The following is an 18,028-nucleotide window of genomic DNA, read 5'->3' as shown; positions in this document are numbered from 1 at the left end:
GCCGTATCCAGGACCCCTTACAGACCTAGGGGGTTCCGTGTCCGCACTCGCGCGTCGTCACAAGCCGAAGCCGCTCAACAAGGCTGATCGGGTGATGCGCAGCCTGCGCGCTCTCGAGCGCACGGCCTCGACCAGTCGCGTGCTGAACCTGATCGCCGTCGAGGCCGACAGCAGCAAGCGTCCCGAATATCTGCAGGCCCCGCTGTTCCGCAACCGCGTGCTGAACACCGCCCTCGTGCTGAAGCACCGCCTGCGCAACGACGACTTCTATCTGTTCGACGAAGCGCGGCCGACGGCGACCAAGATCATCATTCCCTTCGACCGCACCGACCTTGGCCTGGGCGGCCAGTCTGTGTTCGTGGGCCAGCGCGGCTGGACCGACCTCATCATCGAGGCGACTAACGCCTCCAGCGACATGAGCCGGGATCTGGCGACCCTGCGCCTGATCGACATGCTGCCGTCGCTGGATCCGTTCCTGATGCGCGAGCACCTGCGCCAGCACGGCGTGTTGGTGGCCAACTGCTATTTCGCGCTGTCCATGGCCGATCTCGAGGCCATGCAAGGCTTCGTGACGATGGAGATCTCGCGGCTGATCGAGCTGGCCTATCGCGGCTCGCGCGGCGTCGGCCGAGCCCATGCCGCGCGTCTGGTCGAGGCCCTGCTGTCCACCGACGTCGACGAGCGTCTCGAACCTCTGCGCCAGACCCTGGTCATGGAAGGCGAGAGCTTCAAGGAAGGCGTCTTCAGCTGGAAGGGCTTCCTCTACTACAAGTGGATGCTGACCCGCCTTTGGCCTCAGCTGACCGCCGTGGGCCAGGAGCTGGGCCGGGTCATCGTCACCGGTAATCGCGACGCCGAAACCGGCCGCTATGTCGACGACGCCCGCCGCCGCCTGCAAGGCGGGGTGCTGGTCGAGCGCTCGGCGATCATGCGCACGCTCAAGGTCTATGACGACGCCTTCGAGGACCTGATCGAGAACGGCCGCCCTCAGGCCTTCCGCGAGTTCCTGATGCGCGCCCCGGAAATGTTCCTGTCGCTGGGCGAGCGGGTGGGAGTGATCTCACACATCTCCAGCTATTGGCGTTATCGTTTCCCGGCGGGCGAAGCCCTGACCGTCGACGTCGAAGAGGCGATCGACATCTTCCAGGACTTCGAGGCGGGCCTCTCCGTACCGATGGCCAGCTAAGGCAGTTAACGCCCGAAAATCATCAAGGCGTTTTTTACGAACTAGGCCTAAAGCTCTTGGTCTAGATTCGAGGAGCCCCAGGTCCGTGTTCGACGGGAACGTGCGCAATCTTCAGCGTGTCGCCTCTAAGGTGCAGCGGGTGCTGGTCGTGGACCCCAATCCGGCGACCGCGCGCTTGTTGGCCGAGCACCTGCGTCCGCTGGGCGCGGTGCAGATGTTCGCCGCGCCCAGCGCGGAGAAGGGCTACGCCATGGCCCGGGCGACCGATCCGCAGCTGATCTTCATCGAGCACGCCCAGCAGGGCGTCGACGGCCTGGCTTTCACCCGCAAGATCCGCCGCAGCGACCTGAGCTGCCGCGAGGCGCCGATCATCATGTGCACGGCCGAAGCGACGGCCGAGACCATCTTCGGCGCGCGCGATTCGGGCGTGCACGAGTTCATGCGCAAGCCGTTCACGATCAAGGATCTGGAGCGCCGCCTGGAAGCGGTGGCCCTGAAGCCGCGCGACTGGATCGAGGCCGTAGCCTATGTCGGCCCCGATCGCCGTCGCTTCAACTCGGCCGACTACAAGGGTCCGCGCAAGCGCAAGGCCGATGCGGCCGGCACGCCCGCCGCGCGCCTGTCCCAGGCCCTGCGCATCGTCAAGTCGGCCGCCACGGCGCTGGACACCGATCCGGCCCAGGCCCGCCGCGCCCTCGCCGCCCAGGCGGTGGAGCTGCGTCGCGTCGGCGAAGCGGTCAAGGACGCCCGCCTGATCCAGGCCGCCGAGGCGCTGGGAACCTTCATGGGCGCGGATCTGGCCGGCACGAGCGGCCGCGTCGAACTGCTCAAGCGGATCGACGCCCTGATGGGCTTCATGACCGACGAGGGCGGCCGCGCGGCCTAGTTGAGCTTCGCTGTCACGAGTCTGTCGTGGAACTGTCGCGTACTAGCCGCGTCTAGTCGGTAACAGCCCGTCCGAGGCCTTCAATCGCGCAAAGCGAGGGGTTCTCGGGGGTTATTTCATGATCATTCGTCAACAGACGGCGCTGCTGCGCCGTGTGAGCGCGCTCGCGCTCGTCATCGCCGCCACCGCCGTGGGCGCCGCCCGCGCTGAAGTGACCACTGTCGGCGCAGAGGACGACAACACGTCCGTCAGCGACGTCATCGTCACGGGCCGCCGCCCGATGGCCGAGAGCCAGGCCGTGGCGCTGCAGATTCAGAAGAACTCGGACTCGCTGGTCAGCGTCCTGTCGGCCGACGCGGTCGGCGCCCTGCCGGACCAGAACATCGCCTTCGCCGTCGGCCGCCTGCCGGGCGTGGGCGTCGAGCGCGACCAGGGTCAGGCCCGCTACATCAACCTGCGCGGCGCGCCGGTCTACTGGACGACCCTGTCGTTCGACGGCCTCAGCGTCGTCAGCCCGGAAGGCCGTTCGACCCGCTTCGACAACATTCCGTCGGCCATCGCCAGCCTGATCACCGTCGAGAAGGCTATCGTGCCGTCGATGCCGGGCGACACCGTCGCCGGTAACGTCGACATCCGCACGCGCCGTGCGTTCGACTACAACGGCCAGCGCATCAACGGTAAGCTGGGCCTGGGCCGTGTGAAGCTGGGCGGCGGCGACGAGATCGACGCCAATCTGGTCTATTCGAACGTCTTCGCCGACAAGCTGGGCGTCGTGGCCCAGGCTTCGTACTATTCGCGCGAGATGGCGACCGACAACTGGGAAACCGATCCCTACCTGTTCAACGCCTTCGATTCCAACAAGCACTTCGCGCGCGAGCACGAGAACAAGCACTATCGCCTGACCCGCGAGAACATGTCGGCGACGGTCCGCCTGGACTACAAGTTCGACGACAACAATTCGGTCTTCTTCAGCACCGTCAACACCTACTTCCACGACGACGAGCTGCGCGACAATTTCATCTTCCGTCTGGACCAGGGCACGAACGCGGCCGGCGCCGGCTATCTCACTGCCGCCTATGTCAACGGCAATGACCCGACCTTCGGGACCAGCTACGGCGCGCGCATCAACGCCCGCATCGACTATCGCGACACCAAGGAAGCGATGTCGACCAACACGATCGGCGGCGAGCACAAGTGGAACAAGCTCAGCGCCACCTGGCGCCTGAACTACACCTTCACCCAGGACGGCCGCGACACCCCGGTGACGGTGGCCTTCCAGAGCCCGTCCAGCTTCCTGCTGCGCCCGACTGTGGAATATGACTTCCGCAACGGCGACGTGAACACCGTGAAGCTGTTCCAGACCGGCGGCGTCACCGGCGCCCGCACCAAGGGCGCCCAGGTGATGAACATCGAGGACTTCCAGTTCCCGATGAACAGCGCCGGCAACCTCAAGGGCGGCGATTTCACCAACGCCTACACCGCCAAGGCCGACTTCGACTATGAAGCCGAGCTGGGCGGCCACGAGACCAAGTTCGAGTTCGGCGGCCTGTGGACCGACCGCACCAAGAAGTCGCGCGAAAGCAGCTTCACCAACCTTCCCTTCTCAGGCGTGACGCCGACCTGGGCGCAACTGGCCAGCGACATCGACTATCTGGGCAGCCAGAAGCTCAACTACACCTTCCGCTACACCGACAAGGACGTCACCAAGGCGTTCGTGGACAACCTGATCGCAACCGGTGGGGCGCGGAAGAACGACACGACCGGCAACTACTGGCGCGTGGGCGAGACGATCACCGCCGGCTACGCCATGGGCACCACCCGTTTCGACTGGGGTAACGTGGTCTACGGCCTGCGCGTCGAGCACATCCAGAACCACGGCCAAGCCTTTGTCGACTTTACGCCTAACGCGACGACGCGCGACTGGCGTGCGGTCAAGACCAAGAACGACGTGACGCTGTTCTACCCCAGCGCCCACGTGAACTGGAACCTGCGCGAAGACCTCAAGCTGCGCGTCGGCGTCACCACCTCGGCCTCGCGCGCCGACTTCGACGATCTGCGTCCGAACTACACCTTCGTCGACGCCGACGAGGCGATCTCGGGCGGCAACCCGGACGCCAAGCCTGAGCGCCAGATCGGCCTCGACACCTATCTGGAATGGTACGCCGGCCGCGAGACCTTCATCTCGGCGGGTCTGTTCTACAAGGACCTGAAGGATGTGCTGGTCCAGACCACGCGTCCATTCGGCAGCACCGCGCTCAACAGCGGTGGCGTCGATCGCTCCGACTACACGGTCACCCAGATCGGCAACGCCGGCTCGGGTCACCTGAAGGGCCTGGAAGTGTTCTTCAGCGGCACGGCCGAAACCTTCGTCCAGGAGCGCGGCCTGCCCAGCTGGCTGGGCGGCTTCGGCACGCGCCTGTCGGGCACCTGGACCTCGTCGGAAGTCGACCTGGCGGCGGTTGGTCCCGTGCCGGCCCGTACGATCTCGGTGCTGGGCACCTCGGACGCCGTCTACAACGTCCAGGCCATCTACGAAAAGTACGGCATGACCCTGCGTCTGGCCTACCAGTACCGCACGCCGTGGGGCCAGTCGGTGGGCGCGCGCCGCGTCAGCAATGGCGTGTCCTACGCCAGCGACAACGGCGACATCTTCTGGGACAGCGACGAGGAGCTGGACTTCTCGGCCCGCTATCGGGTCAACAAGAACGTCGAAGTGTTCTTCGACGCCAGCAACCTGACCAACCAGGGCTCGCGCCGCTACGGCGACCAGTCGCGCTATCCGATCGAGTACGAGAAGTTCGGTCGCCGCTACGTCGGCGGCGTGCGCTTCAACTTCTAGAGCGCGTCAGGCGAAGTGTGGGCGGTTCGCCGCCCGGACGCGCTCAAAGCAAAAGCGCGGAGCCTTTCTGGAACAGAAAGGCTCTGAGGGCTTGGGGTAGACACCCGGTCTGCAAGAGCCTCCCCGGAGCGATCCGGGGAGGTTTTTTGTTGGCTAGCGGTGGCCGGCAGGACGTGACAGCCAGTGACGCAGGGCGCCGTTGACCGGGCCGGGCGCTTCCATCGGCGTCATGTGGCCGGTGTTCGGGATGACCAGCAGATGCGAGCAGCCGATCGCCCGGGCCATCTCGCGGTGCCCCTCGGCGGGCGTGATCTGGTCGTTCTCGCCGACGACGATCGCCAGCGGCACGCGCAGGGCCTTCAGCGCCGCCTCGCCATCCTCGCGCTCCAGGCTGTTCTGGCGCAGGAACACGTCGCGGCCCAGGCGCTGGGTCATCTCGACGATGCGGCCGGTCAGGTCGGCGTCGTCCAGGCGCGAGGCGTCGACATAGCTCTTCAGGATGGCCTGGCCGATGCCCAGGAACGTCCCGCCCTTGGCGGCGGCCTTGTTCAGCGCCCGGCGCTGGGCGGCGCGTTCAGGGGTGTCGACCCGGATGGCGGTGTCCAGCAGCGCCAGGCGTTCGATGCGCTCGGGCGCCAAGCGGGCGATCTCTTGGGCGACATAGCCGCCCATCGAAAAGCCGGCCAGGGCGAAGGTCGGCTCGGCCTGTTCCAGGACGCTCTGGGCCAGCGCATGGATCGTCTCGCCCTGGGTCAGGTCCGGGACCCAGCAGCGGGCGACATCGGACAGTCCCGCGATCTGGTCGCGCCACAGTTCGGCGTCGTTCAGCAGGCCGGGAAGGAGAATAAGCTGGGGCAGGGCGGTGGTCATGGCCGCGACCATTAGCCGTTTCGCACCGGCGCTCGAAGCGCTAAACCCGCCGCATGACCCTGACTCTCGTGAAAGCCTGGACCGCCGCCAAGGATCGTCTGAAGGACGCCGGCATCGATCAGCCGTCCATCGACGCGCGCCTGATGCTGGAGGTGGCCGCCGACGTCACCCGCACCGAGATCGTCACCGATCCCTATCGCGAACTGACGCCCGAGCAGGAAGCGACTCTGGAAAACTACCTGGATCGCCGCGCCAAGCGCGAGCCGGTCAGCCAGATCATCGGCCGCAAGGGCTTCTGGAAGATCCTGCTGCAGGTCAACAAGAACGTCCTGACCCCGCGTCCCGAGACCGAGGTCATCGTCGACGAGGTGCTGAAGGCCTTCCCCGAGCAGATGGGCTTCTCGATGCTGGACCTGGGCGTCGGCTCGGGCACCATCCTGCTGGCGGTGCTGGCCGAGCGCCCGGCGGCCAAGGGGCTGGGTGTCGACGCCTCGGACGAAGCCCTGGCCGTGGCGCGCGAAAACGCCGCCAGTCTGGACCTGAACAACCGCGCCGCCTTCATGCACGGCGACTGGACCGCCGGTCTGGGCGACGCCAGCTTCGACCTGGTGGTCTCCAACCCGCCCTATATTCCGACCAAGGTCATCGAGACCCTGGAGCCGGAGGTTCGCGACCACGAACCGCGCCTGGCCCTGGATGGCGGCGAGGATGGTCTGGACGCCTATCGCCTGCTGGCCCCGGAGATCCTGCGCGTGCTCAAGCCCGCCGGCATGTTCGCCGTCGAGATCGGCTTCGACCAGTCCAAGGACGTCGAAGCCCTGTTCCGCGAGGCGGGCGCCCAGCAGGTCACGACGATCAAGGATCTGTCCACCCACGACCGTGTTGTCACGGGGGTGAAAAATCCCTTGGAAACCGGGGCGTGAACCGTTAGACGAGTCTTGTCTCCTTCCAGATCGCCGGGTGACGGGAAAGACGAGCGTCGCTGACGTTCGCCAGGCTCCCCCGGCAGGCGCTCCCGGTCCGCCGGTCGTCGCGCCGAACGGCAGGGCGGAGGCTCTACGGAAACCAGTGTCTCTGACGTCTACCAGGGTTCGACCCGCCCAGAGACCAGCAAGGCCGGGTGCGCCAGCACAAGACTGACCTCCGGACAGGTTCAGAAGAAGACCATGAGAGATTTCAAGGGCATGAAGCGCCAGCGCGGCCGCAACAATCGCGGCGGCAGCGGTGGCAAGCCTCAGCAGCACAACGCCAACCGCGCGTTCGATTCGAACGGCCCGGAAGGCATCAAGGTGCGCGGCGCGGCCCAGAGCGTGTACGAAAAGTACCAGCAGCTGGCGCGTGACGCGACGTCGTCCGGCGACCGCGTGCTGGCCGAGAACTATCTGCAGCACGCCGAGCACTATTTCCGCGTCCTGCGCGCCATCCAGCCGAATCGTCCGGTGTCCGACATCATCGGCAAGGACGTCTACGCGGCCTACGAGATCGACTTCGAGGCCGAGCCCGAGGAAGTCGAAGCTGTCGAGACGCCGGCTCCGGCCGAGTCTCAGCAGGGCGAGGCTGGTGAAGGCGGCGAAGGCGGCGAGCAGCGCCGTGATCGTTTCGAAAACCGCGATCGCAACCGTGATCGGGACCGCAATCGCGACAACCGCGATAACCGGGACGGGGGCGAAGGCCGCCGCGACCGCTGGCGCGACCGCGACGACCGCGATCGTGATCGCAACCGCGATGACCGTCCGCGCGATGATCGGCCGCGTGAGGATCGTCCCCGTGATGATCGCCCGCGGGATGACCGTCCTCGCGACGACCGGCCTCGTGAAGACCGTTTCCGCGACCGTGACGACCGTCCGCGCGACGATCGTCCCCGTGAGGATCGGGTGCGTGAAGAGCGCCCCCGTGAAGACCGGGCGGCCGCCGAGGGAGACCAGCCGCAGGCCGAGGGCGAGTTCCGCGAGGGCCGCCGTCCGCGCCGCGAACGCAACCGCGACCGCGATCGTGACTGGCAGCCGCGCGGCGAGCGCGACCCGATGGCCGTGATCGAACCGGAAGCCTCGCCGCTGCCGACCGCCAGCGAAGCCCCGGCCAGCGAGGGTTCGCCCCTGCTGCGTGGCCAGGACGGCACGGTCAGCGAGGCTCCGGCCTTCCTGGGCCGCAAGACCCGCGCCGCGCCCGCCGCTGCTGCTGCTCCGGCCGAGGAGGCTCCGGCCCCCGCCGCGGCCGAAGGCGGCGAAGAGGTCAAGAAGCCCCGCCGTCGCCGCGCTCCGCGCAGCTTCGAGGCGGGCGAGGGGGCCCCGGCTTCGTCGGAGTCCGAAGAGGCCTGAGCCTCGGGAGATTGAAGTTCAAAGGGAGCCGTGAAAGCAGCTCCCTTTTTCTTTGAGCGGCGCCTAAGCTCCCGGCCGAGTTTGGTCGGGGAGTTTCCATGAGACAGGCGATGCGGCTTCTGGCGCTGGCGAGCGTCCTGGTGCTGGCGACGGCAACCCCCTGCGCGGCCGAGCGGCGCGGGCCCTGGGTCAGCGCCTGGTCGACGGCGGTGGTCGCCGCCGAGCCCGACAAGCCCCCGCCGTTCCCGCAAGGCCCGTTCGTGTTGCGCCAGGTCGTGCGCCTGACCGCCGGCGGACCGCGCGTGCGCCTGCGCCTGTCCAACGCCTTTGGGACCACGCCGCTGCGCATCGACGCCGCCCATGTGGCGCTGTCGACGGCGCGGGCCAGCGCCGCCATCGTCGCCGGCAGCGATCGCAAGGTCACCTTTGACGGCCGCGACGGCGTCACCATCCCGGCTGGAGCGGTCTATCTGTCCGATCCGATCGCCCTGCGGGCCAAGGCCCTGGACCGCCTCGCCGTCAGCCTGCAGCTGCCCGCGCCGCCCAGTCTGTCGACCCAGCACCGAGCCTCGCGCACCACCAGCTACCTGGCCGCCGGCGCGGCGCCCGACGCCGCCGACCTGCCGGGGGCGACCAAGACCGTTCAATGGCTGCAACTGGCTGGGATCGAGGTCGAGAACGCCAAGGTCAACGCCATCGCGACCTTCGGCGATTCCATCACGGACGGAGCTGGCACAGGCGTCGACGTCGACGAGCGCTGGCCCGACATCCTGGCCGAACGGCTGCAGGCTGATCCCCGCACCCGAGGTCTGTCGGTGATCAACGCCGGCATCGGCGGCAACCGCCTGCTGACCGACGGCAACAGCCCCAGCGGCCTGGCCCGTCTGGACCGCGATGTGCTGATGCATCCAGGCGTCACCACTCTGATCGTGCTGATCGGCGTCAACGACATCGGCAACCTGTCGCGCGAGGGGCCGGTGACGCCGGAGAAGCGCCAGGCGGTCGTCCAGGGCCTGATTGCCGGCTACCGCCAGGTGATCGAGCGCGCCCACGGGCTGGGGATCCGCGTGATCGGCACGACGATCCTGCCGTTCGGCGGCACCAAGGTCTATCGCTCCGACGCGGACGCCGACGCCGACCGCCAGGCCGTGAACCAGTGGATCCGCACGTCCGGCGCTTTTTACGCGGTAATCGACTTCGACGCCGCCACCCGCGACCCCGCCAACCCCGCGCGCCTGAAGGCCGAGTACGACAGCGGCGACCAACTGCACCCGTCGCCGGCCGGCTATCGGGCCATGGCCGCGGCCGTCCCGCTGTCGCTGCTGGCCCCGCGCAAGTGATCGCGGCCCTGACCCTGGCCCTGACGATCACGGCGGCGCCAGACGTCTACCTTCTGACCGGCCAGTCCAACATGTCCGGCCGTGGCCTGGTCGAGGCGCTGACGGCGGCGGAGCGAACCGCCGATCCGGCCATACAGGTCTATGGCAACGACGAGCAGGTCCGTCCGGCCCTGGACCCGCTGGACGACGCGACCGGGCAGGTCGACGCGGTCTCGTCCGACGCCGGCCTGGCGGCGGTGGGGCCGGGCCTGTTCTTCGCTCGTGCGACGCAGACCTTGAGGCCCAAGCCGATCCTGCTGGTCCCCTGCGCCAAGGGCGGCTCGTCGATGGCGCAATGGACGCCTGGCGGCGGTCGCGACACCTTGTACGGCTCGTGCCTGGCCCGGGCTCGCGCGGTGGGCGGAAAGCCGAAGGGGATCCTCTGGTATCAAGGCGAGACCGACGCCGGCCAGGCGGACTCGGCGCAGGCCTGGCGCGCGGCCTTCGAGACCCTGGTCGCCCGCTTCCGCGCAGACCTGGGCGCTAAGCTTCTGCCGATCGTCATCGTTCAACTGGCCGATCCGCCGTCGCCCGCGATCAGCGCGCCCAAGACCTATCCCGGCTGGGCGGCGATCCAGGCGGTTCAGGCCGGACCGCTGCCGACGTGCGTGGCCATGGTCTCGGCCCAGGGTTTGCCCAAGAAGCCCGACGACCTGCACCTGACCACGGCGGCCCAGCGTGACCTGGGTCCGCGTCTGGCCCAAGCCATGGACAAGCTGCGCCGCGCCGGTTGCCGATAGAACCGCGGGGCGCCTTCGGGAGTTCTTCTCGGACCCGAAACTCCAGGAGCCGCCCATGCGCGTCGCGTCCGTTCTCGCTCTCTCCCTACTGACCGCCGCCCCGGCATTGGCGGCGTCCGGCGACTGGCGCGCCGACGCCAAGCGCGCGGACGTGCGGCGGATCGAGCGGCTGGACGAGGCGTGGACGCAAGCGCTGGCGGAAGTTCGTCGTGATGGCTACGGCCGTGACCTGAAGGCGCTGGGCCCTCTGGCCGATCCGCGCGTCTCCCTGGCCCGCCCGCAGCCGACGCCAGGGACTTATCGCTGCCGGACCATCAAGCTGGGGACGCAGGGCGTCGGCCCGTCCTACATCGCCTACGGCTGGTTCCGCTGCCGGGTCGAGCTGACCCCGGGCGGCGACCTGATCCTGGAGAAGACCACAGGCTCGCAGCGCCAGGCCGGCAACCTCTATCCCGACGCCGCCAAGCGCCTGGTGTTCCTGGGCGCGGTGGCCTGGGGAACCGGCGAGGGCCGGGCTCAGTACGGCCGCAGCCCCGAGCGCGATCAGGTGGGCGTGTTCGAGAGGGTCGGCGCCAATCAGTACCGCCTGGCGATGCCGTGGCCGCAGCAGGAGTCGAAGCTCGACATCCTGGAGCTTCGCCGCTAGCGGCCCAGGTTGCGCAAGGGAAGGTCGGCGCGATAAGGCTGCGTTTCACGTCTGAAACAAAGCCGACGGAGCCCATGGCCTTTCCTAGCCGACTGACCTTGCCCCTCCTGATGGCCGCCGCCTGCGCGATGTCGGGCTGCGCCTACAACGCCGATCTGGGGCGCGACCAACTGCTGATCGTCGGCGACGACAACCTGGCGGCCGAGGGCGAGAAGGCCTGGGCCGAGACCCTGCGCACCGGCAATGTCTCGCGCGAGCCGGTCAAGGTCGGCCGGGTGCGGGCGATCGGCCAGCGGGTGATCCAGGCGGCGGGCCTGGCCGACCGGCCTTGGGACTATGCGGTGTTCCTGGACGAGGCCCCCAACGCCTTCGTGCTGCCGGGCGGCCATGTCGGGGTTACGGTGGGCCTGCTGGCCGTCGTCGAGAACGACGATCAGCTGGCGGCGGTGATCGGCCACGAGGCCGGCCACGTCGTCGCCCGTCACGCCGCCGAGCGGGTCTCCCAGCAGCGCACTTCGCAGATCCTGCTGGGCATCGCCGGGGCGGCGGCTGGCAGCAGCGATTTCGGGCGATTGGTCAAGGATCACGGCGGCGACGCGGCCAAGTTCGGGGTTCTGCTGCCGTTCTCCCGCAAGCAGGAGCTGGAGGCCGACAAGCTGGGCGTCGACTACATGCAGCGGGCCGGCTATCGCCCCCGTGAGGCGGTGACCTTGTGGCGCAACATGCAGGCGCTGGACATCGCCCAAGGCAAGGCTTCCGGCGGCGAGCTGAGCTCGACCCACCCGTCCGACGCGGTGCGGATCCAGGCGCTGGAAGCTTATCTCTCCGGCAAGGGCTGGTAGGCCTTGTGTGGCTCATCAGCCACACCTAAATGCCCCTCTGGAACTCACCGTGCTTCGTGAAGGCGGTGGGTCCAGATCCGCCTAGGAAGGGGACACCATGAACATCGATCTCTATTCGGACCGCGCCAAACAGGCCGTCCAGTCGGCCCAGAGCCTGGCGCTCGCCCGTGGTCACCAGCAATTCGCGCCCGAACACATTCTCAAGGTCCTGCTCGAGGAAAAGGACGGCCTCAGCCGCGCCCTGATCCAGAGCGCCGGCGGCCGCCCCGACCAGCTGGACGGCGGCGTCGAGACCCTGTTGGCCAAGACCCCGCGCGTCGACGGCGCCGGCGGCCAGCTTTACATGAAACCCGACACGGCCCGCGTCTTCGCCGAAGCCGAGAAGGGCGCCAAGACGGCCGGCGACGCCTTCGTCACCACCGAACGCCTGCTGATCGCCATCGCCAAGGAAGGCGCCGAGGCCGCCAAGCTCTTCAAGGAAGCCGGCGTTTCGGCCCAGGCCCTGGAGACCGCCGCCAACGCCCTGCGCAAGGGCCGCACCGCCGACAGCGCCAATGCCGAGGAAGGCTATGAGGCGCTCAAGCGCTACGCACGCGATCTGACCGCCGCCGCCCGCGACGGCAAGCTGGACCCGGTGATCGGCCGCGACGAGGAAATCCGCCGCACGATCCAAGTCCTGTCGCGCCGCACCAAGAACAACCCCGTCCTGATCGGCGAACCCGGCGTCGGCAAGACCGCCATCGTCGAGGGCCTGGCCCTGCGCATCATCAATGGCGACGTGCCGGAAAGCCTGAAGGACAAGAAGCTCCTCTCGCTGGACATGGGCAGCCTGATCGCTGGCGCGAAGTATCGCGGCGAGTTCGAGGAGCGCCTGAAGGCCGTGCTGGCCGAGACCACGGCGGCCGAAGGCTCGATCATCCTGTTCATCGACGAGATGCACACGCTGGTCGGGGCCGGCAAGGGCGATGGGGCGATGGACGCCTCCAACCTGCTGAAGCCCGCCCTGGCGCGCGGCGAGCTGCACTGCGTCGGCGCCACCACGCTGGACGAGTACCGCAAGCACGTCGAGAAGGACGCGGCTCTGGCCCGTCGCTTCCAGCCGGTGTTCGTCGGTGAGCCCACGGTGGAGGACACCGTCTCGATCCTGCGCGGCCTGAAGGAGAAGTACGAGGTCCACCACGGGGTGCGCATCTCGGACTCGGCCCTGGTCGCCGCCGCCACGCTCAGCAATCGCTACATCGCCGACCGTTTCCTGCCCGACAAGGCGATCGACCTGATGGACGAGGCTTCCAGCCGCGTGCGCATGGCGATCGACAGCAAACCCGAGGAACTGGACGAGATCGACCGCCGCCTGGTGCAGCTGAAGATCGAGCGCGAGGCCTTGTCGAGGGAAACCGACGCCGCCTCCAAGCATCGCCTGGAGAACCTGGAGGTCGAGGTCGACGATCTGCAGTTCCGGTCGGACGAGATGACCGCCCGCTGGAAGGCCGAGAAGGACAAGGTCGGCGGCGCTGCGCAAGCGCGTGAAGCGCTCGACCGTCTGCGCGCCGACCTCGCAACCGCGCAGCGCGCCGGCGACTTCGCTCGCGCCGGCCAGATCCAGTACGGCGAGATCCCGGCCCTGGAGCGCCGCCTGGAGGAGGCTGAGGAAGGCGACACTGCCGCCCTGACGCCCGAGGTCGTCGACGCCGAGCAGATCGCCGCTGTCGTCAGCCGCTGGACGGGCGTGCCGGTCGAGAAGATGCTGGAAGGCGAGCGCGAGAAGCTCTTGAAGATGGAGGACGAACTGCGCGGTCGCGTGGTCGGCCAGGACGAGGCCCTGACCGCCGTGTCCGACGCCGTCCGCCGCGCGCGGGCCGGCCTCCAGGATCCGTCCAAGCCGATCGGCTCGTTCCTATTCCTGGGCCCGACGGGCGTGGGCAAGACCGAACTGACCAAGAGCCTGGCCGAGTTCCTGTTCGCTGACGAGCACGCCATCACCCGGATGGACATGTCCGAGTACATGGAGAAGCACTCGGTCAGCCGTCTGATCGGCGCGCCTCCCGGCTATGTCGGCTACGACGAGGGCGGGGCGCTGACCGAGGCCGTTCGTCGCCGTCCATACCAGGTGGTGCTGTTCGACGAGATCGAGAAGGCCCACCCGGATGTCTTCAACGTGCTGCTTCAGGTGCTGGACGACGGTCGCCTGACCGATGGTCAGGGCCGCACGGTCGACTTCCGCAACACGCTGATCATCATGACCAGCAACCTCGGCGCCGAATTCCTGGCCAACCAGGAAGAGGGCCCCAATGGCGAAAGCGCCGACGTGGAAGCCGTCCGCCCGCTGGTGATGAACATGGTGCGGGGCCACTTCCGGCCTGAGTTCCTCAACCGGATCGACGAGGTCATCCTGTTCAAGCGCCTGTCGCGCCCGCACATGGGGGACATCGTCCGCATCCAGCTGCAGCGGGTCGAGAAGCTGCTGACCGACCGTCGCATGGCGCTGTCGATCGACGCCGAGGCCCTGAACTGGATCGCCGACAAGGGCTACGACCCGGTCTATGGCGCGCGTCCCTTGAAGCGCGTGATCCAGAAGGAGCTGGTCGACCCGATCGCCCGCAAGCTGCTGGCCGGCGAGATCGAGGACGGCGGCGTCATCGCCGTCGGGGTCGAGGATGGCGGCCTGTCGTTCGGCAAGGCTACCTTGCAGTAATCAAGGCGAAGGGCCGCTCCGAAAGGGGCGGCCCTTTTTCTTGAGCCCAGGCTGAGGTATTCCCCGGCATGGCCAAAACCACCAAGCTGACCGTTGAGTTCGACATCGAGGTCGACGGCGAATTCTATGTCTGGCGGCTGCACCGTCTGCCGCAATGGAACTACGACCCGTCGGAGCGGCACGGCAAGGTGCTGGCCGTCCGCCACAAGGAGGGCCAGCGCGAGGCCTTGGTGGAGTTCCCGCCTGGCCCCAAGCCCAAGTTCAGCGCCCCGCCGCTGAAGCCTTCGCAGGTCCCCGTGCGCATCGTCGCCAAGGCCATCGCCTCGGCTATCGAAGCCGGCTGGGAGCCGCTGTCGCGCGGCAAGCCCGTGCTGATCTACGTGGATGAGGAAGGGCTATAAGCGACGGACGTAGCGTCCGTTCGCAATGCGCGTGTCTTTGAGATCAATTCTCTTACTGGTTGACTGATGTCTCCTCGCTCGTCCCAATAGCGGTGCTTTGGGGGAAGCCAGTATGGACGCGAGCGCGGCGGGCGGAATCACGATCATCGAGGCGGCGCCGCCGCAGGGCGATGTCATCTTCATGTCGTGCGACTCGGCGGGGACGCCAGGGGCGCTGAATACCGCCGTCCTGGAGAGCCTCAATCTCACGACCCGCGTCATCCCCACCGCCAGGGATCTCGCGCAGGGCTACGCGATCGTCAGCATAGGGGGGAACCTCCTGTGCTTTGTCGTGACCGTCGGCCTGAAGATGGACACGGATGAAGCCCTCTTCGTCAATCTTACGAGCGCCCTGAACGACTTCAGGATCACCAGAGCGAGCAGCCTTTGGCTGCCCTTGATGGGGATGGGCTCCGGCGGGTTGAGCCTGGACCAGAGCCTTCAGGTCACGCGACGCGCGCTGGAGGCGACGAGGTGGGCTGAACGGCCCGGCGTCGGTGTCGTCATTTCGACGCCGGAAGTCGAGGCGCGGCCCTCTCCGCCGCCGCTCGGCGCCAAGGCCCCTGCCGACGGCGGCGCGGCTCCTTCGCGGTCTCGGCCGCCTCGCGATCGCGTGAGCGTCAATGCCTCGGTGTTCTACGCCAATCCCGACCAGCGCAACGCCGACTGGTTGATGGCGCTGGAGACCGGCAAGATCCTGTTCTGGATCAAGAACGGCCAGCCCCATCTCCTGCGATTCAGGCGCGGTCATACCGTCGTGCTCCTGTCCGGTGAGGAAGGCGGTCGCGGGGCGATTGTCGCGGTTGGTGTGCTGGCGGCTGGTCCCGAGCGGGAGTTCACCGACAATCAGGGGCGTCGTCGCTGGCCGGTTCTGATCACGCAAGTCTTCGATCGGAACCTGTTCCCGCGCGCCCGTGTCGAGGCGCAGGCAGGCCCGTTGTTGAAGAGCGCCGGCGGGGGCGTCCATGCGATCGACAGCGCTCAGGCCGCCATCCTGTCGAGGGCTCTGGGGGAGGCCGGTGTCCCAAGCATCCCTCTGTCCGACATCGATGCGGAGGGCGCCCTTGCGGCCGGCGAGACGATCGACGCCGCTCTGCGGCGGCATCCGCATATCGGGCCGCAGCCTCCGCCCGACGCGACCTTCGATGGCGCTTCCGACTACCTGACCGATGCGCCGGCCGAGGAGGTTGATCTGCTGGAGCGGGGAAGCCTGGCCTTGGCGTTGGCGCGGCGGCTGCATCTGATCTGGTGCAAGCGCAACCGCATCGGGTCGAGCGCCGATGACCCGCCGGATGGCCGATCCGGTCGTGGGGGCGGGGGCGATGACACCTTCATCATCCATGTCGACGCGCCGTGGGGCGGGGGCAAGACAACCTTCGCCAATTTCGTCGCTCGGGCGCTGAATCCGCGCGGGGCCAAGGTCGCGGCCGATCACTTCCTGTACGGGCAACTGGGCTTGAAGGCCGGGGACCAGCCGCCCGAGAAGGCCTCGTTCGACGGGATCTTCCTGGGCGACTATTCGGCGACGACGTGGGAGCCGCATCCGCGCGAGGGGCGGCGGCCGTGGATCATCGTGCGCTCCAATGCCTGGCGCTATCAGGATGTCGAGCCGCCCTGGTGGCAGATCTATCTGGACGTCGCCAAGGCGGTGCGCGACGGGATGCTGGAGGACTTCCGCCACTGCGCGAAGGTTCTGATCGCCTCCCGCGCGACGCCCAGCGAGCGCCTTCGTGCGCTCGTTGGCATGACACGGGCTTTGGGCCGATGGGGATGGGCGCTTGTCCTCGGACTGGTCTATCGGATCACCAACACTCGGCTGATCAAGCAACTGGCATGGACCGCCCTTGCTGGGGGCGGCGTGTGGTTTTTGCTGACGATTATCCCTCTGACCGCCAGCGCCTGCCCGACCGCCCTCCCGAACTGTACGCCGGGCCGGGTGCTTGGCGGCATGACGTTGGATGACTTCAAGAAGATGGCCGAGCTGGTGATGCTGGGTCTCACCCTTCTGGGCGGAGGATTGGTGACCTTGGGTTCTGCCCTGTCGCAATCGCTGGCCCCCGATATCGACTTCTCGGGCGAGACGCGGCGTGTCGGCGTCGGCGATCCGATCGCGCGCTTCCGTCGGACGATCCAGGGAATCCTGGCCGTAGGCCGACGACCGATCCTGCTGATCGTCGACGACCTGGATCGTTGCCCGCCTAAGATGGTGGTCGAGATGCTGCGTGGCTTCCAGACCATCCTGCAGTCGCCCCGGATGTTCGTGATGATCCTGGGCGACCGCAACTGGATCGAGACGGCTCACTCGGTGGCCCACGCCGACATGGGCAGCCTGGCGGTCGGGCCGGAGACCAAGCTGGGCGCGCGTTTCGTGGAGAAGATTTTCCAGCTCTCGTTCGTCCTGCCGGCCATGACCCCCGAGAGCCGCGCCCTATTCACCCTCAAACAGGTGGGCGGTCGAAAGCACGACTACCCGCTCCCATCACCGCCGCCCGCACCCAACGCTGCGACCCAGGCCGTGGAGGCGGTGCTGACCGGGGGCGGGTCCGCATCCGAGCAAGAGCAAGTTCTGAAGACTGTTCTGGAGGAGCAGGAAGCGCTAGGCGAAGACATCGAGGCGGCTCGCGTCGCGGCGTCCAGCGGGGTGACCCAGGCCACCAACAGCGACGCCGCCCTGACCCAGCGGGTCGAGAAGGTGCTGGGCGGCCTGGCGCCGCTGCTGCCCAACAACCCTCGGCAGATCAAGCGGGTGATCAACGCCTTCCCGCTGTTCGCCACCGTCGGCGCGCAGTATTTCCAGTACGAACAGCCCGGTCCGCTCTCGACGACCGAGAGCACCTCGCGCTGGCGGCAGCTGGCCCTGTGGGTGGCGCTCTCGACGGAATGGCCCGATACCTGGCGCAAGCTGGCGCGCTCGCCGCTGCTGCTGGACGCTGCCTACGGGTCAAGCGCGGAGGCGAAGGCGGCGATGAAAGCCCTGACCGATGGCGAGGACAAGAACGGCAAGGCTGCGGTCGAGGCCGAGGTCAAACGCCTGCGGGCCGATCCGGCGCTGGCCAGGTTGCTGGGGGTCTGCGAACTGAAGGATCCCACCTCCGCGTCGACCCTGTTCGCCAAGACCCGCGTCGAGCCCGACGCCGTGCGGCAATTCAACCGCATCATCTGGGAGCACGGGTTCGAGTTGGCAGAGTAG

General features: G+C 67.8%; 13 protein-coding genes and 1 pseudogene. 13 read left to right on the top strand and 1 reads right to left on the bottom strand.

The genetic code is table 11. The features are described from left to right. Positions 1-37 precede the first annotated feature (37 nt). The 3 genes from E1H18_RS03440 to E1H18_RS03430 all read left to right on the top strand — a co-directional run bounded on the left by E1H18_RS03440 (position 38) and on the right by E1H18_RS03430 (position 4,911). Complete coding sequence (locus E1H18_RS03440) at positions 38-1,186, top strand: hypothetical protein (protein WP_370526405.1); 1,149 nt, start codon at positions 38-40, stop codon at positions 1,184-1,186. An 85-nt stretch (positions 1,187-1,271) separates the two neighbouring features. Next, positions 1,272-2,072: a response regulator gene (locus E1H18_RS03435; RefSeq protein ID WP_172263660.1), complete on the top strand. Its 801-nt coding sequence runs from the start codon at positions 1,272-1,274 to the stop codon at positions 2,070-2,072. 118 nt (positions 2,073-2,190) lie between these two features. Continuing rightward, positions 2,191-4,911, top strand: coding sequence for a TonB-dependent receptor (locus tag E1H18_RS03430; RefSeq protein WP_172263658.1), 2,721 nt, complete (start codon positions 2,191-2,193; stop codon positions 4,909-4,911). 153 nt (positions 4,912-5,064) lie between these two features. Here the strand turns inward: E1H18_RS03430 and E1H18_RS03425 are convergent, their stop codons facing one another. Beyond that, complete coding sequence (locus tag E1H18_RS03425) at positions 5,065-5,793, bottom strand: alpha/beta fold hydrolase (protein WP_206679019.1); 729 nt, start codon at positions 5,791-5,793, stop codon at positions 5,065-5,067. A 41-nt stretch (positions 5,794-5,834) separates the two neighbouring features. On the opposite strand from E1H18_RS03425, the gene prmC reads away from it, so the two are divergent. From prmC to E1H18_RS03375, 10 genes and pseudogenes are all read left to right on the top strand, one after another. Beyond that, positions 5,835-6,704, top strand: coding sequence for a peptide chain release factor N(5)-glutamine methyltransferase (gene prmC, locus E1H18_RS03420; protein WP_172263656.1), 870 nt, complete (start codon positions 5,835-5,837; stop codon positions 6,702-6,704). A 37-nt stretch (positions 6,705-6,741) separates the two neighbouring features. Further along, positions 6,742-6,947: pseudogene (locus E1H18_RS03415) on the top strand (hypothetical protein); the annotation flags it as partial. Further along, positions 6,948-8,099 carry a DUF4167 domain-containing protein gene (locus E1H18_RS03410; RefSeq protein WP_172263898.1) on the top strand — a complete coding sequence of 384 codons (1,152 nt, stop codon included), beginning with the start codon at positions 6,948-6,950 and terminating at the stop codon, positions 8,097-8,099. A 98-nt stretch (positions 8,100-8,197) separates the two neighbouring features. Then, on the top strand, positions 8,198-9,439 hold the full coding sequence (locus E1H18_RS03405; RefSeq protein ID WP_172263654.1) for an SGNH/GDSL hydrolase family protein: 1,242 nt from the start codon (positions 8,198-8,200) through the stop codon (positions 9,437-9,439). Beyond that, on the top strand, positions 9,436-10,218 hold the full coding sequence (locus E1H18_RS03400) for a sialate O-acetylesterase (protein WP_172263652.1): 783 nt from the start codon (positions 9,436-9,438) through the stop codon (positions 10,216-10,218). The genes E1H18_RS03405 and E1H18_RS03400 overlap by 4 nt, the downstream gene beginning before the upstream one ends. A gap of 55 nt (positions 10,219-10,273) precedes the next feature. Continuing rightward, the gene (locus E1H18_RS03395; protein ID WP_172263650.1) at positions 10,274-10,864 is read left to right on the top strand and encodes a DUF4893 domain-containing protein; all 591 of its coding nucleotides are present in this window, start codon (positions 10,274-10,276) and stop codon (positions 10,862-10,864) included. A 74-nt stretch (positions 10,865-10,938) separates the two neighbouring features. Beyond that, the gene (locus E1H18_RS03390) at positions 10,939-11,706 is read left to right on the top strand and encodes a M48 family metallopeptidase (protein ID WP_172263648.1); all 768 of its coding nucleotides are present in this window, start codon (positions 10,939-10,941) and stop codon (positions 11,704-11,706) included. A gap of 97 nt (positions 11,707-11,803) precedes the next feature. Further along, positions 11,804-14,398 (top strand): ATP-dependent chaperone ClpB, encoded by a 2,595-nt coding sequence (gene clpB / locus E1H18_RS03385; RefSeq protein ID WP_172263646.1) that lies wholly within the window; start codon positions 11,804-11,806, stop codon positions 14,396-14,398. 68 nt (positions 14,399-14,466) lie between these two features. Beyond that, complete coding sequence (locus tag E1H18_RS03380) at positions 14,467-14,799, top strand: hypothetical protein (RefSeq protein WP_172263644.1); 333 nt, start codon at positions 14,467-14,469, stop codon at positions 14,797-14,799. Between the two features lie 112 nt (positions 14,800-14,911). Then, positions 14,912-18,028 carry a P-loop NTPase fold protein gene (locus E1H18_RS03375; RefSeq protein WP_172263642.1) on the top strand — a complete coding sequence of 1,039 codons (3,117 nt, stop codon included), beginning with the start codon at positions 14,912-14,914 and terminating at the stop codon, positions 18,026-18,028.

The organism is Caulobacter sp. RHG1, from assembly GCF_013181195.1.
In the GTDB taxonomy this organism is placed as follows: domain Bacteria; phylum Pseudomonadota; class Alphaproteobacteria; order Caulobacterales; family Caulobacteraceae; genus Caulobacter.
The sequence above is the reverse complement of the archived record's forward strand: the minus strand, read 5'-3'. Positions and strand labels throughout refer to the sequence as shown.